The organism is Paenibacillus sp. FSL R7-0345 (genome assembly GCF_038595055.1).
Lineage (GTDB): Bacteria > Bacillota > Bacilli > Paenibacillales > Paenibacillaceae > Paenibacillus_AQ.
The window spans coordinates 4960946-4975847 of sequence record NZ_CP152002.1 but is presented as its reverse complement, the minus strand read 5'-3'; the positions used below and the strand labels follow the sequence as shown (position 1 = coordinate 4975847).

Sequence of the window (14902 nt, the reverse complement as noted above, 5' to 3'; positions counted from 1 at the left end):
AAAAGCAGATATGACGAAGACAGGCGAGCTGCTGCTGGAGGTACAGGGTGTGTGTAAGACATTCGGCGACCGGCAGGTGCTAAACGGTATAGATTTGCAGGTGGAGCGCGGGGAGGTCATTGTCATTCTCGGGCCTTCCGGCTGCGGCAAAAGCACCCTGCTGCGCTGCCTCAACGGCCTTGAGCCGGTGGAGGGCGGACATATTCTGTACCGCGGTCAGGATCTAACCGGAGATGATATCAATTGGCGTGACCTGCGCCAGCACATCGGGATGGTATTCCAAAACTATGAGCTGTTTCCGCATATGACGGTGATGGAGAATATTCTGCTGGGGCCGCTGAAGGTGCAGCGGAGGGAGCGCGCGGAAGCGCAGCAGCAGGCGCAGGAGCTGTTGGAGCGGGTCGGCCTGGCCGACCGGGCGGGCGATTATCCCCGGCAGCTGTCGGGCGGGCAGAAGCAGCGGATTGCGATTGTGCGGGCGCTGTGCATGAATCCGGATATTATTTTATTCGATGAGGTGACGGCTTCGCTTGATCCCGAGATGGTGCGCGAGGTGCTGGACGTTATTCTGGGCCTGGCCAAGCAGGGCATGACGATGATTATCGTGACGCACGAAATGGGATTTGCCAAATCGGTCGGCGACCGTATCGTCTTTATGGATCAAGGCAGCGTATGTGAGGTTGCTCCGCCGGAGCAGTTCTTCACCAGTCCCGGAACAGAACGTGCACAGCACTTTCTTAATATTTTTGAGTACAACAAACTATAGAAACAGGGGATGAGAGAGATGGGTAAAGGCAAAAAGTTAATAACAGGTATTATTGCGGCAAGTATGCTGGTGGTGGGACTGACTGCATGCGGTAATGCGGATAACAACGCCGGAGCGAATTCATCTTCTTCCAAGTTTGATTCGATTGAACAGCTGAAGAAGAACGATAAGATCCGGATCGGGGTATTTGCCGACAAGCCGCCGTTTGGCTATGTGGACTCTGAAGGGAAGAATCAGGGCTTTGACGTCTATATTGCCAAAAGATTTGCCAAGGATCTGCTCGGCGATGAATCGAAGGCAGAATTCGTCCTGGTGGATGCGGCCAGCCGTGTAGCCTACCTCGAATCCAATAAAGTGGATATCATTATGGCCAACTTTACGGTTACGGATGAGCGCAAGGAGAAGGTCGATTTTGCCAGCCCGTACATGAAGCTGTCCTTCGGGATCGTCTCCCCGGATAGCGCGCCGATTACCTCCATCGACCAGCTGAAACAGAAGGGCCAGAAGCTGATCGTCGCCAAGGGGACTACGGCTGAAACTTACTTTACCAAAGAGTATCCGGACATTGAGCTGCTGAAATTCGACCAGTATACCGAGATCTTCTCTGCACTCAAGGACGGCCGCGGTGCAGCAATTGCCAACGATAACACCGAGCTGATCGCCTGGGCCAAATCCAATCCCGGCTTCACTGTAAGCATCCCGGCCTTCGGCGGCCAGGATACGATTGCCCCGGCAGTAGCCAAAGGCAACACCGAGCTGTTGAACTGGCTTAACACCGAGCTGGAGGCGCTGGGCAAGGAGGAGTTCATCCACGAGGCGTATAATGCGACGCTAAATGAAGTCTATGGTGAAGGTTATACCGATGAACTGGTAGTTGAAGGCGGTAAGCTCTAGCAGCTGCTGATTGTTACAAGAATACAAGTGCCTGATAGAGCTGAGCCGTGCGGATCATCCGCATGGCTCAGCTTTCATTCTTTCATCGCCTATGAGCCGGCGGCCGCAATCCCCCGGATATACTCGATGAAATCGCGGATATGCCGCGCATAGATCGGCTCATCCCGGTAGACGAGGCAGATATGCCGGCGGTTAATGTAGCCGTCTCCCGGCAGAGGCCGCCGGATCAGCTCACCGGCTGCAGTCTCCTTAAGGACGCTGCGCAGCGGCAGTACTCCGATGCCGGAGTTGAATTTCAGTGTCTCCTTGATCGTCTCGATCGCTCCCAGCTCCATGACGGACTGAAACTGGACGCCGGCATAAGCCGCCCACTCCTCAGCCAGCTGCCGGGAGGTGGAGCCCTGCTCATGGAGCAGAAAAGTCTCGCCCTGCAGCTGCTCCGCAGTCAAAGGCTCAGCTTCACTGAGCGGATGGCCGGGCTTCATCACCAGCTGCAGCTCATCCTCAATAAGCGGCAGCACCTGCAGGCCCTTCAGCGGTTCGTCCGGCAGGGAGATGACCGCTGCATCAATTTCGTGATGCCTTAAGAGCGAAAGCACGGTTTCGGCTTTTTTTACCGTCAAAAGCAGGTCTGTATCAGGATGCCGGTGCTTGTAATCCGCCAGGAAGGGAGGCAGATAATAAGTGGCCGGTGTATAGCTCGCGCCAAGCTTCAGCCTGCTGTGTGTATGCAGAGCCCTTATCCGCATGCGTTCAGCGGCTTCCTCCATCAGCGAAACGACGCGCCGTGCATACGGCAGCAGTTCCTCCGCCGCCTCTGTGCGGATCAGCTTCCGCGACTGCTTGCGGAACAGCGGAGTGCCGAGGCTCTCCTCCAGCTTACGCAGGTGAAAGCTGATGGTGGGCTGGGTCAGCTCCAGCGTCTCTGCTGCCTCCTGCAATGTCTCCCTGCGCATAACCTCTACGAATACTTTTAGCTGCTGTACGTTCATATACCTTCACGCTCCCTCTATATTTGAAATATAGACGTTATCTATCAAATATTCAATATACATAGATATATTTAATAAAACTAACACCCAGGCTTAACGTTCTTCTTACACAAGGTTGTTAAAGTTTGAAGTAACGCTAAGGCGAAACAAGAAGCTCAAGGGGGATTAATCAATCGTGAAACGGAATTGGCTCAGAACAGCAGGTATTGCAGCAGGTGCGCTCTCACTACTCGCGGTAACAGCTTGCGGAGGACAGAACCAGAGTAATACAACTGCTGCAGCAGCTGACGGAAATACGGCGGCTACAGCTGAACCGGCGGCAACAGCAGCATCTGCCGGTGCCCAGACGCTGACAGTGTACCTGAATGATTTTGATGCGGTCATCGGTGAAATGTTTGAGAAGGAGACCGGCATCAAGCTGAACATCGTCTCTGGTAACGGTGCCGAAATTATGTCCCGTATTGAAGCCGAGCAGGGCAATCCGCAGTGGGATGTCGTGTGGATCGACGCAATGCCTTCCATTAACGGGCTGGATGCCAAAGGCCAGCTGCTTACCGGCTGGACGCCTGATAATGTGGCCGGACTGAAAGACAATTATGAATCGCTGATTCCCGAAGACGGCTCGTATTATCCGACCGGGGCTCATGCAGCCGGAATCATCGTCTACAATAAAAACAACATCACCGGTGCAGATATTCCTGCCTCCTGGGAAGATTTGAGCCGCGCAGCCTATAAAGGCAGACTGGGCATGGCTGATCCGGCGATTGCGGCACCGGCGTATCCGTTTGTTTCCAGCTTTTTTGAGGATAAGGGAATGGACGGCGGGAAGGCCTACTTCAATACATTGATGGAGCAGGGGCTGCGCGTGTATCCGAAGAATCCGCAGGTGGTACAGGCTCTGACCGCAGGGGAGATTGATATTGCTGCGCTGCAGGAATCGAATGCGTATTCCATGGTGGCTGGCGGAGAGCCGGTAGAGCTGGTTTGGCCTGAAGAGGGAGCGCCGGCATCCGTACGTGTTGCTGCAATCCAGAAGGATACGGCAAAAGCTGACGCAGCGAAGCAGTTCGTGAGTTTCCTGCTGGAGCCGGAAGTGCAGCAGGAGCTGGTTGATACCGGGGATGAGGCTTACTTTGAACCGTCGGCAGAAGGCGCAGAACCGAAAGCTGAGCGTGCCGCTGATGCCAAGCTTAACTTTACAGAGGCCGCATGGGCGAGCGGGCATGAAGCTGAGATCAAGCAATGGTTTGCCGATCAGGCTGTGCAGTAAGCCGGTAATATGCTAAAGGCGCTTAATGTAAACCGGCTGGGCTGGATCGTCAGCATCCTGCTCGCCATTCTTGTCCTGTTTCCTCTGGCAGCGGTCATCATCCAGGTGCTGCTGCCGGGCATTTTTTTCGGGGAGCTGAATTTTGGCGATCTGTCGCTCCTGCTTGATGTATTCAACCGCCCGCTCTGGAGAAAATCGCTCGAAAACTCGCTGCTGCTGGGCATTGGCACTACGCTGTTTGGAACCATTCTGGGGACGGTGCTGGCTATGGCCCGTTCCCGCTGGTCTTTCCGGGGGGCTGCGCTGCTGGATGCCGCCGCCTGGATTCTGTTCATCATGCCTTCCTTCATTCTGGCTCAGGGATGGATTATGTTCTCGGCCGGTAATGGCCTGGCCGCATCCCTGTTCGGCTGGAAATGGGTGAGCTCTGCAGTATTCTCACCGGCCGGACTGGTTGCGGTGATGACCTTCAGCAAGTTCCCGCTGGCTTATCTGACCGTACGGGCGGCAATGGAGTGGAAAATGGATATGCTGTCACAGGCCGCAAGGCTATGCGGCGCCAGTTCATGGCGCGTGTGGCGGACGGTGGAAGTTCCGCTGCTGCTGCCGTCTATTTTTTCAGGCGCATTGCTGGTCTTTATGGATACAGTCGGAGACTTTGGTCTTCCTTCAGCAATAGCGGTAGTCTACCGCTTTCCGACACTGCCATATTCCATCTATTCGGCTATTTACACCTCTCCGATCCGCTTCGACATGGCGGGTGTGCTGTCCCTGTATCTGGTGCTGCTGATCGCGATGGCGATTGCCGTCCAGTTCTATGTGCTGCGCAGAGCCAGATATGACATTCTGTCAGGGCGGGCTGTCCGCTCGGCCCCCGGCTCTGCCGGTAAATACAGCTGGCTGATCAGCTGCGCGGTGGGTCTGCTGCTCATAGTTGTCATCGGCATCCCGATCGGCTCAAGCCTGGTCATGTCCATTCTGCAGGTACAATCAGGCGGACTGGTCAGAGGCAATCTGACGCTTGAACATTACAGCGAGCTGTTCCTTCATGGGGCAGATCTATTCCCCGGCATCGGCAGATCACTGGCGATTGCGGCTGCAGCCTCTGTATTCGGACTGATCATCGGCCTTGGAGCGGCGTTTGTGCTGTCATATTCCCGGTTCAAATTTAAAAAGCTCATTGAGACTGCTACGCTGATCTCCTTCGCGGTTCCGGGCGTAGTGCTCGGCATCGGGTACATCTTCGTCTGGAACCAGAAGTGGCTGGAGCCGCTGGGACTCAGACTGTACAGTAAGCCGCCGATCCTGGTGCTGGCGGCCATCGCCGGAGCCATCCCGGTCATTACCCGGGTGATTACCGGATCAATGGCCAAGGTTCCGGGGCATCTGCTGGATGCCGCACAGATCCAGGGGGCTTCTCTGGTCACCCGGGTGCGGACGATCCTGATCCCGCTGATCCGCGGTGCGCTGGTTTCGGGTGCACTTGCGGCCTTTGGCTCCTGCATCTTTGATCTGGCGGTCAATTCTATTCTATTCCCGCCGAATTTTGTAACCCTGCCGATTGTCATTGATGATGCCTTTGAAGATATGCGGTTCGGCTACGCATCTGCGGCTACAGTGACCGGAGGAGGCATCATTGTACTGATCCTTGTTGTAATTGAAACCATCTTTAATAAGAGAGGGGCGAGAGCATGAGACAACCACAGACTGTACACGCCCCGGGCACACCGCTGCTCGAAATCCGCAATTTGCAAAAAAGCTACGGCGGTTTCCAGGCGCTCGGCGGTATCAACCTGGAGCTGCAGGAGGGTGAAATTATCAGCGTGCTGGGTCCCTCGGGATGCGGTAAGTCGACACTGCTCCAGCTTGTTGCCGGATTAAGCCAGCCGGACGGGGGAGAGATTCTGCTGCACGGGAAGGCGATCGCCACTGCCTCCCGGATGACGCCTCCCGAAAAACGGGGCATCAATATGGTGTTCCAAGACTATGCACTGTGGCCCCATATGAATGTGTTTGACAATGTTGCTTACGGCCTGAAGCAGAAGTCACTGTCTGCACAAGCTATCAAACAAAAGGTAGAGGAGGCCCTGACCCTGCTCCAGCTCGAAGGCTTTGAGCGGCGGCTGCCGCCGCAGCTGTCGGGCGGCCAGCAGCAGCGGGTGGCGATTGCCCGCGCCCTGGTGACAGAGCCGCGGCTGATGCTGCTGGATGAGCCGCTCTCCAATCTGGACATGCGGCTGCGCGTGGAGATGCGGACCGAAATGTCCGTGCTGTTCCGCAGGCTGAAAATGAGCGTGTTCCATGTGACTCACGATCCGGAGGAAGCCTTCGCGATGGCCGACAAGCTGCTGCTGATGCGCAGCGGGGCGGTGGACCAGCTGGACACGCCGATGGCCTGCTACAATAAACCTGCCAGCAGGCAGGCAGCCTCGCTGCTGGGGGCAATCAATGTGCTGAGCGGAACCTTTGCCGGCACGCCGGGAGATGCTGCCCTGCAAGGTTCGGCAGGCCTGCTGCGCGGGATCGTCTGCGGGCCGGACGGAAGCCTGCGGGCGGAAGGCCGCGCAGAGCTGCGCTTCCGGCCGGAAGCAGTCAAGGTACTGCCCGCCGGAGCAGAAGCTTCTAATGAAAGTGGAGATTTTAACCGGATTGAAGCGACCGTCATTCACTCGACCTTTGAAGGAACCAAGTGGCGGACGATGGCAGAGTCGGCAGCAGGAGAACGCTTATACCTGTTCAGTGAAGAACAGCGGGATGGCGGGAGTATCATCCATGCTGAGCTTCCCCGCGAAGCCGCCTATATTTATGCAACCTGAGAGCAAGATAAGAACCTAAAGATCACTTTGGAAAGGCCGCTGATATTGTGCTCCATACATCACTGAATACAGGCAGACTGCTGGCGGTTTCAGACATCCACGGACATGCCGGAGGGCTGCAGCAGCTGCTTGATACAGCTGAATACAATCCCGCATCAGACCGCCTGATTCTGGTAGGGGATTACATAGACGATGATCCTCCAAGCTGGGAGACGCTGCATCTGATCAGAAAGCTGACGGAGGAAGGGGCACTTGCTGTGCCAGGCAATATGGAGCTGCGGCTTTCAGCGCATTTCATGGACCGGGCAACCGGAGCATCCGGGAGCCTGGAGCTCCGGGAATGGCTGCAGGGGCTGCCCCCGTATATCGAAGCGGACGGCTACCTGTTCGTCCACGCCGGATTCCGCCCGGATGTGCCGCTTGCCGGGCAGACGCTGCAGGACATGACCGAGATCCGCGAGGCGTTCTGGGGAGCACAGCCGCCGGTGTACGCCGGCAAAGGCATTGTATTCGGACATACACCGACCTTCAAAATGGGGGCTAAAGCAGGCGAGGTCTGGAGAAAGCCCGGTTTAACCGGAATTGACACAGGAGCGAAGCACAGTTGCCGACTGACCCTGCTGGATGTCCACAACGCCGTTGCCTACTCCTGCTCGACGGAAGCCACCAGGCAGCATTACACGGATTTCCGGATCGACGAATTGGCCGATACGGTTAGTTAAGGCAGGCGCTTCGGCGGCAGCGCCTTAACAACCGCAAAAACCCTTCAGGGATGTATTCCTGAAGGGTTTTTGCGCGTGAAACTTTAAAGCAAAAGCAGCGGGCCCGAATTTAGTTTTAAGTGTAGTTTGTGCAGCTAAAACGCCTGTTTTTCCCCGCATCTGCTGTATAGCTGCACTCTGTGCAGTTAAAAAACCGGATAATGCCGGTTTTAGCTGTTTTGGGCTGATATAGTTGTACAAACTGCAGTTATACAGTGTGAACGCTGATTTACGCTCATTTTAGTTGCAGAAAGTGCAGCTATACGGGTAAGCTCGTTAACGTAAGCATCTGCAGAAGGGTAGCTGCCGGCAGTCCAAGCATTCTCTGGAGTCACATTCAGGAACCATATCCCTGAAGAAGGTTTGCGCCCGGAACCTCACCCACGCCCACTCTCCGATGCACCCCGCTCAGACGCTGCGCCCGCCTCCGCCTGCTGCATATATTCCCGGGGTGACATACCGGTGACCTTTTTGAATACCTTGCTGAAATAGAAGGCGCTCTCATAACCGAGCTTCTGGGAGATTTCATAGATCCGGCCTTCGCCGCGCAGCATCATCTCTTTGGCTGCTGAAATTTTAGTCTCCGTAATGTACTCCACATAATTGACCTTGGCCGTTTTGGAGAACAGGTGGCTCAGGTAGTTAGGGCTGAAGTTGAACACATCGGCCACCTGATTGAGCGAAAGCTTGGAGCCGAGGTTGCGTTTGATATACTCCTGAACATTCTTGACAATCTGCTCCTTGTAGCTCTGCCTGCGGGTGGACAGCATTTCCGAGACGCCGTCGCGGAAGCAGACCAGCCAGCCGGCAATTTCTTCAATGGTATGCATCTGGTAGATCGCCCGGTACCCTTCCGGCTCATGCCCGAAGATATGCTCTACGATCTCCTCGCCGTCGGCCAGAAGGGAGGTCGCCATGTAGAGAATGTTGCAGGCCGCATCAGTGGCGGGAACGAGCAGGTCGGACCGTCCGTCGAAGATTTCGATCATCCGGGAGATGATCGCATACAGCGCCTGGGTGTCCATCTCTTCAAAGGCCCGGCGGATTTCAGAGCGCGACTCCGAGAAATCAAACAGCGGAAAGTCCTGTTCCGGCGGCTTGCCTTCGGAGTAGAAGACGAAGGACTGGGCCTTCACCGCAGCCGGCAGCGCCTTGCGGGCGGCGAGGTAGCTCTCCCGCAGCAGGTACGGCTCCTCTACAGCAAAGCCGATTGCCCCGATAATCATCACATTAAAATAGTTGTGCAGCACGGAGGCCATATCGGCCAGCAGCTTCTGCGTATCCGGCATCCAGAGCTGCGGATCGGTTCCGCAGACTGGCAGGGTAACGGCAAAGTTGCGCAGGTCGAGGCTCGTTACATGGCAGGGCCGGATGGACGTAAGCGTATCCTTGGCCATCTGCACCGTGCTTGAGCAGAGGGCGACCAGCTTATCTCCGCGCGGCGGGACGGTGTCCGGGCCGAGAATCCGGCAGGTGCAGACCACATAAGCAGAGCCGCTCAGGTCGAGATCGAGGTCCTCTTTTTGCAGCAGGTATTGGTTCTTGTTCTCGAACAGATTGTTGAACAGCCGGACGAAGAACTTATCACGCTCGGCCTGCAGGTTGCCGCGGTGTACCAGCTTGGGGTAGCTTTCGATCGTCTGATATTCCCCGAGCAGGGTAATCGCCCGCTGAATGGAGGCGGCCAGCGTCTCGGGGGTCAGCTCCAGCTTCACCAGATAATCGGCAGCCTGCACTTCGATGGCGCTGCGCGCATATTCGAATTCCTCGTAGCTGGTCAGGATAATGAACAGGGGGACGCGGCCGTATTTTTTGCGGACGGAATCAGCGACCTGCAGGCCGGTTTTAATCGGCATTTTGATATCGCTGATCACAATGTCGGGGCGCAGGCTGTCGATCATTTCCTCCTCCTGGGCTCCGTTATGGGCGATCCCGACAATCTCTATATTGTACTGCTCCCATTTGAGCATCGATTGCAAACCTATGCATACAAGTGCCTCATCATCGGCAATCAGCAGCTTGATCAAGATTATCACTTCCTTGCTTTGCTTTTAGTAGTGCAGACTATTCCTTCTGCTGGAAGGGAATAAGAATGTTCATCTGCGTATATTCACCCGGCTTGCTCTCAATTGACAACCCGTACGGCTCCCCGAACGCCAGCTGCAGCCGTTCATTGACGCTGCGCAGCCCGATATTCTCGAACAGCCCCTTGGAGCCCTCCTCCTGTTTGGACAGGATATGCGAAATCTGCTCCTCCTCCATGCCGATCCCGTTATCCTTCACCGTAATCAGAATGTCGGCAAATCCGCTTTTGGCCACCGTAATCAGGATGTCGCCTCTGCCCTTGGGCTCAATGCCGTGAAAAATGGCGTTCTCCACCAGCGGCTGCAGGGTAAAGCGCGGAATCAGCCCGCCCAGCAGCTCCTCGTCCGCAATGCTCTGCACCATCGTTACAGTACTTCCATAGCGGTATTTCTGGATCAGGAAATAATCCTCCAGCAGGTTCAGCTCATCGCGCAGCGGCAGCAGGCGCCGGTTATCTTTGGCAATGCTGCGCAGCAGCCTGGACAGGGAGGTGGTCATTTCCGCAATACCTGTAGCGTTCTGGATGGTAGCCATCCATTTTATCGAATTCAGCGTGTTGTAGAGAAAATGGGGGTTGATCTGGTTCTGCAGCATCCGGTACTCCAGCTCCTGCTTCTGCTTCTCATCGGCCAGCCTGCTGTCCATCAGGGCAATGATATCCTGGGACAGGCGGTTGATCCCCCTGCCGACATCCCCAAGCTCGCTGTTCCATTCAATGTTGCGGTCGAGCAAAAAGTTGCCCTGGGCGATCTTGTCGATCCGTTTCTTCAATTTCTCTACCGGCAGGCTGATCGTCCGGGTCAGATATAAGGTAATGATGCCGCTGAGCAGCAGGACAAGCAGGCAGACACCGAACATAATCGGGATCCATATATTTGCTTTTGGCGCGAACTGATTACCGGCAATCGTCTGGGTCAGCTCAACGCCGCTGCGGACCACGTAGGAGACGGCCAGCGTCCGCTCCTTATCCTCCAGACTGATTTCAGACAGCTTGGTCATCGGGCCGACCGGCTCATCCTGCGTATAAGCGACTGGCTCGTAGGGCGTTGTCATCTGCTGTATTTTGTCACCGATAATCTCATAATGATTGGTGCCGAGCGTCAGCAGCAGACGCGAATCCTCCGGCAGGGTGTAGCCCTTCAGCTTGTCGGTAATGACCGAGGTGTTGACCAGCAGGTAGACGGTTCCGATCCGGGAGGCGTGGCCGCCGTATATCGGCAGAATAAACGGAATGCCATAGGCGGTGGAGAGCGGGTCCTTGATCACCTGGTCAAATTCCTCTGTAGCCTCGTTGTTCAGTCCGGTAATCTGGCCGATATTGTGAATCGTAAGCGGAGTGGATATACTGACCGAGTTGTCGAGCTGCAGAAACTTTCCTTTATTGTCGGTTACGATCAGCCGGCGGACATAATTATAGGAGCGGTTGATCTGGAAATCCTCCTGCATCGAGCTGAATACATCCAGCGCATCCCGGGCTTTTGCATCAGGTGATTCGAAATAGTCCGCCAGCAGCGTATTAGTAGTAGAATTAGTGCTGTTGGTCATCGCCAGAACGGACAGATTAAGCAGGTCTTGTTCTATAATATGGGAGACAAGCTGCAGATTGAACTCGGTTGCCTGGATTGTCGTTTTGCGCTGATAATAGGAAATGAGCTCGTAGCTGAAAAAGGACAGCATGGTCGCGATCAGCAGTGCAAACACAATCATGATCAGGATGATGCGGCTTTTAATAGTAGATCTTCTTATCGTGGTGATTCTCCCCTTTGGTACATAAAAAATGTATTGAAGCGTTTACAAGATCCGGATGCAGCGTGTGAAAAGCGTTATACCCACCATAGCATATTCCGGTATTTCAAAATAGAGGGGGAGGCAGGAACCGGGATTTTTACAGGTTTTGAATAGAAAATTACAGGTCTTGGCTGATGAAAGCGTAAACAGAACATAAAAGTGAATGATCTGCGCAGGAAAATACATCCCATCTCCGGCTGTAACCCGGTAGAATGTGAAATAGCTTCAGAAGATGATCACTGGTCAACAAAACGAGTAGAAAAGGGGAAAATTCAATGAATTACAAAAGATTGTATGGTATGACCTTCACTGCAGTGCTCTCCATGGGCCTCTTGGCGGGCTGCTCCGGCAACAACAATAACGCCCAGAACAATGCCGCTGCAACCAACGCTCCTGCCGGCACCAATGCAAGCGCTTCCTCTGAACCGAGCCAAGAGCCTGTTACTTTAAAATGGGCGCTGTGGGACTGGGAAGCAACCGCTTACTATAAACCGCTGATTGAGGCTTACCAGAAAGAGCATCCGAACGTGACAATCGAGTACGTTGACCTTGGTTCTACCGACTACATGACCATGCTGAGTACACAGCTGTCCGGCGGTGCCGATCTCGATATCCTGACCATTAAGGACATTCCGGGCTATTCCAACCTGGTGAAGCAGAACCATCTTGAGCCGTTAAAAGGGTTCATGAGTTCAAACAGCATTGATCCTGCGCTGTATGGCGGTACTGTAGAGCAGATCGAAGTGAACGATGAAGTGTATGCCCTTCCTTTCCGCAGTGACTTCTGGATCGTGTACTACAACAAAGACCTGTTCGACAAAGCGGGGGTTGAATATCCAAGCAACGATATGACCTTCGACCAATATGATGAGCTGGCCAGAAAAATGACCTCCGGCAGCGGTGCTGAAAAAGTATACGGTGCACACTACCATACATGGCGCAGTGCGGTGCAGCTGTTCGGCATCCTGGACGGCAAAAACACAGTGGTGGACGGAAACTACGACTTCCTCAAGCCTACCTATGAGCGCATCCTCAAAGAGCAGGAAGACGGCATCGTGATGGATTATGCAACATTGAAGACTTCCAGCACGCACTATTCCGGTGTATTCTACAACAACTCCGTTGCCATGATGAACATGGGCAGCTGGTTCATTGCCACCCAGATCGAAAAGGTAAAAAGCGGCGAGTCCCAGGCAACCAACTGGGGTATCGTGAAATATCCGCATCCGGACGGTGTTGAAGCAGGAACTACACTGGGAACGATTACTTCCCTGGCTGTTAACCAGAAGTCCGAGCACAAGGAAGCTGCCCTTGATTTCATGAAATTCGTGACCGGTGAAGACGGCGCTTCTGTCATTGCTTCCACAGGTACGATTCCGGCGATTAAAAATGATGAGGTTATCAGCTCGATCACTTCCATCGACGGCTTCCCATCTGACGAGAACAGCAAAGCAGCCCTGACTACTGTGCAGACTTACCTGGAAATGCCTATGCATGAAAAGAGTGCCGACATCGAAGTTATCCTGAACGAAGCGCATGACAATATCATGACCAAAAACGCTACGATTGACGAAGGCCTGAAGGACATGAACACCCGTGTGCAGTCGCTTTTGAATAACTAGGACTGGAAATATCAGTGATTCTCAGGGGGCGGGCCAGGCCCGCCCTTTGCATAGAAGGTAGAAGGTTTGGAGGAGAACAAATGCAAAATGAAACCGTACTTAGACCAAAGAAAGCCCCCAAGAGGATACTGTCCAAGGGCGTCCGGGATCATCTGGTAGCATACAGCTTTATTGCGCCGAACTTTATCGGCTTTGCCATCTTTACGCTTGTCCCTATGTTCTTTGCTTTTGTCCTGGCATTTGTGAAATGGGACGGGGCCAATCCGATGGAATTCATCGGCTTCGATAACTTTGCCCGGCTGATCAAGGATACCACTTTCCATAAAGCATTGTGGAACACGATTGTCTATACAATCGGCGTTGTACCGTTCACGATGGCTGTTGCCCTTGCGCTGGCTATCCTGTTGAACCAGAAGATTATTGCCCGTAACTTTATGCGGACCGTCTTCTTCTTCCCCTATGTTGCTTCGCTTGTAGCGGTAGCGGCAGTGTGGAACTTTATTTTCAGCCCGACTATGGGTCCTGTGAACAACATCCTGCATCTGATCTCCGGCGTACCGATTGAGGATCTTCCCCGCTGGGCGGCGGATAAGCAATGGGCGATGTTCACGGTCATCCTGTTTACGGTCTGGAAAAACATGGGTTACTACATGGTCATTTACCTCGCAGGCCTCCAGGGGATCAACCCGGAATTATATGAAGCTGCTGAGCTCGACGGCGCAGGCGCCTGGAGAAGGTTCCGCAATGTGACCGTTCCGCAGCTGGCACCAACGACGTTCTTTGTTCTGATGATTCTCGTCATTAATTCGTTTAAGGTCTACGATATCTTCATCAACCTGTTTGCCGGTGCCGACAATCAGCTGAACGACTCAACTAGAGTAATGGTCTATCAAATCTACAACACGGCGTTCCGTTCACTTGATTACGGATATGCCAGCGCCATGGCTATTGTGCTGTTCCTGCTGGTGCTTGGTATTACGATCGTCCAGTTCCGCGGCGAGAAGAAGTACGGATAATAGGGGGATATGAATGATATGGTAGGTTCAAATAAAATCTTCAGAGTCAGCTTGAAAGTGTTAGTGTACGCTTTGCTCGCTGCAGCAGTCTTCTGTATGCTGATTCCTTATGTATGGATGCTGTCCTCATCACTCAAGATGAACAAGGATGTCTTTTCCTTCCCGATGCAGTGGATTCCGGATCAGCCGCGCTGGTCAAATTTCGTGGATATCTGGACCCGCATCCCGCTCGGCCGCTTCATCTATAATACAGCCAAGCTGTCCGTAGTCGTTACGATTCTGCAGCTGCTCACTTCCAGCTTTGCAGCCTATGCGTTCTCCAAGCTGCAGTTCAAAGGGAAGAATCTCCTGTTCCTCGGCTATATCGCTACAATCGCTATTCCTTGGCAGGCCTATATGGTACCGCAGTTCATCATGATGCGTTCACTCGGGCTGAATAACACGCACTTGTCCATTATTCTGCTGCAGGCCTTCTCGGCATTCGGGGTGTTCCTGATGCGCCAGTTCTACCAGGGTGTACCGGATGAATTATGCGAGGCGGCACGGATCGACGGTCTCAGTGAATACGGAATCTGGGCGAGAATTATGCTCCCGCTGTCCAAGCCGGCCCTGTCGACACTGACGATCTTCACCTTTGTCAACACCTGGAACGACTTCCTCGGACCGATGATCTATCTGACCAAAACCGAGCTAAAGACGATTCAGATTGGACTTCGCATGTTCATATCCCAGTATTCCGCTGAGTACGGGCTGATTATGGCTGCCAGCGTAGTGTCGATTATTCCGGTTGTTATTGTCTTCCTCGCACTGCAGAAGTATTTCGTGCAGGGGGTTGCAGCATCGGGGATTAAAGGGTAGTGAGAACAACGTTTTAGCAGTTAAGCCTGGCAAT

General features: G+C 53.9%; 12 protein-coding genes. 9 read left to right on the top strand and 3 right to left on the bottom strand.

Annotation, left to right across the window (positions count from 1 at the left end):
• Window positions 1-10: 10 nt before the first annotated feature.
• Both NST84_RS21565 and NST84_RS21560 read left to right on the top strand, forming a co-directional pair.
• Window positions 11-766 carry an amino acid ABC transporter ATP-binding protein gene (locus NST84_RS21565; protein WP_342566486.1) on the top strand — a complete coding sequence of 252 codons (756 nt, stop codon included), beginning with the start codon at window positions 11-13 and terminating at the stop codon, window positions 764-766.
• Between the two features lie 18 nt (window positions 767-784).
• Window positions 785-1660, top strand: a complete 876-nt coding sequence (locus NST84_RS21560; RefSeq protein WP_342562197.1) for a cysteine ABC transporter substrate-binding protein — start codon at window positions 785-787, stop codon at window positions 1658-1660.
• A gap of 89 nt (window positions 1661-1749) precedes the next feature.
• Here the strand turns inward: NST84_RS21560 and NST84_RS21555 are convergent, their stop codons facing one another.
• Window positions 1750-2652 (bottom strand): LysR family transcriptional regulator, encoded by a 903-nt coding sequence (locus NST84_RS21555; protein ID WP_342562196.1) that lies wholly within the window; start codon window positions 2650-2652, stop codon window positions 1750-1752.
• Between the two features lie 175 nt (window positions 2653-2827).
• Between NST84_RS21555 and NST84_RS21550 the strand changes: the two genes are divergently transcribed.
• The 4 genes from NST84_RS21550 to NST84_RS21535 are packed head-to-tail and all read left to right on the top strand — an operon-like array spanning window position 2828 to window position 7460.
• Complete coding sequence (locus NST84_RS21550) at window positions 2828-3922, top strand: extracellular solute-binding protein (RefSeq protein ID WP_342562195.1); 1095 nt, start codon at window positions 2828-2830, stop codon at window positions 3920-3922.
• Between the two features lie 9 nt (window positions 3923-3931).
• The gene (locus NST84_RS21545) at window positions 3932-5617 is read left to right on the top strand and encodes an iron ABC transporter permease (protein ID WP_342562194.1); all 1686 of its coding nucleotides are present in this window, start codon (window positions 3932-3934) and stop codon (window positions 5615-5617) included.
• The gene (locus tag NST84_RS21540) at window positions 5614-6738 is read left to right on the top strand and encodes an ABC transporter ATP-binding protein (protein WP_342562193.1); all 1125 of its coding nucleotides are present in this window, start codon (window positions 5614-5616) and stop codon (window positions 6736-6738) included. The genes NST84_RS21545 and NST84_RS21540 overlap by 4 nt, the downstream gene beginning before the upstream one ends.
• Window positions 6739-6785: 47 nt before the next feature.
• Window positions 6786-7460, top strand: a complete 675-nt coding sequence (locus tag NST84_RS21535) for a metallophosphoesterase (RefSeq protein ID WP_342562192.1) — start codon at window positions 6786-6788, stop codon at window positions 7458-7460.
• A gap of 416 nt (window positions 7461-7876) precedes the next feature.
• On the opposite strand, the gene NST84_RS21530 is transcribed toward NST84_RS21535, so the two are convergent.
• Together NST84_RS21530 and NST84_RS21525 are read right to left on the bottom strand one after the other, a co-directional pair.
• Complete coding sequence (locus NST84_RS21530) at window positions 7877-9535, bottom strand: helix-turn-helix domain-containing protein (RefSeq protein ID WP_342562191.1); 1659 nt, start codon at window positions 9533-9535, stop codon at window positions 7877-7879.
• A 28-nt stretch (window positions 9536-9563) separates the two neighbouring features.
• Complete coding sequence (locus NST84_RS21525) at window positions 9564-11291, bottom strand: sensor histidine kinase (protein ID WP_342562190.1); 1728 nt, start codon at window positions 11289-11291, stop codon at window positions 9564-9566.
• A gap of 356 nt (window positions 11292-11647) precedes the next feature.
• Between NST84_RS21525 and NST84_RS21520 the strand changes: the two genes are divergently transcribed.
• The 3 genes from NST84_RS21520 (at window position 11648) to NST84_RS21510 (ending at window position 14868) form a co-directional block, all read left to right on the top strand.
• Window positions 11648-12994, top strand: coding sequence for a sugar ABC transporter substrate-binding protein (locus NST84_RS21520; protein ID WP_342562189.1), 1347 nt, complete (start codon window positions 11648-11650; stop codon window positions 12992-12994).
• Window positions 12995-13074: 80 nt separating this feature from the next.
• A complete protein-coding gene (locus NST84_RS21515) occupies window positions 13075-14010 on the top strand; it encodes a sugar ABC transporter permease (RefSeq protein WP_039875573.1) in 936 nt (311 codons plus the stop codon).
• 9 nt (window positions 14011-14019) lie between these two features.
• Window positions 14020-14868 (top strand): carbohydrate ABC transporter permease, encoded by an 849-nt coding sequence (locus NST84_RS21510; RefSeq protein ID WP_342562188.1) that lies wholly within the window; start codon window positions 14020-14022, stop codon window positions 14866-14868.
• Window positions 14869-14902: the final 34 nt, after the last annotated feature.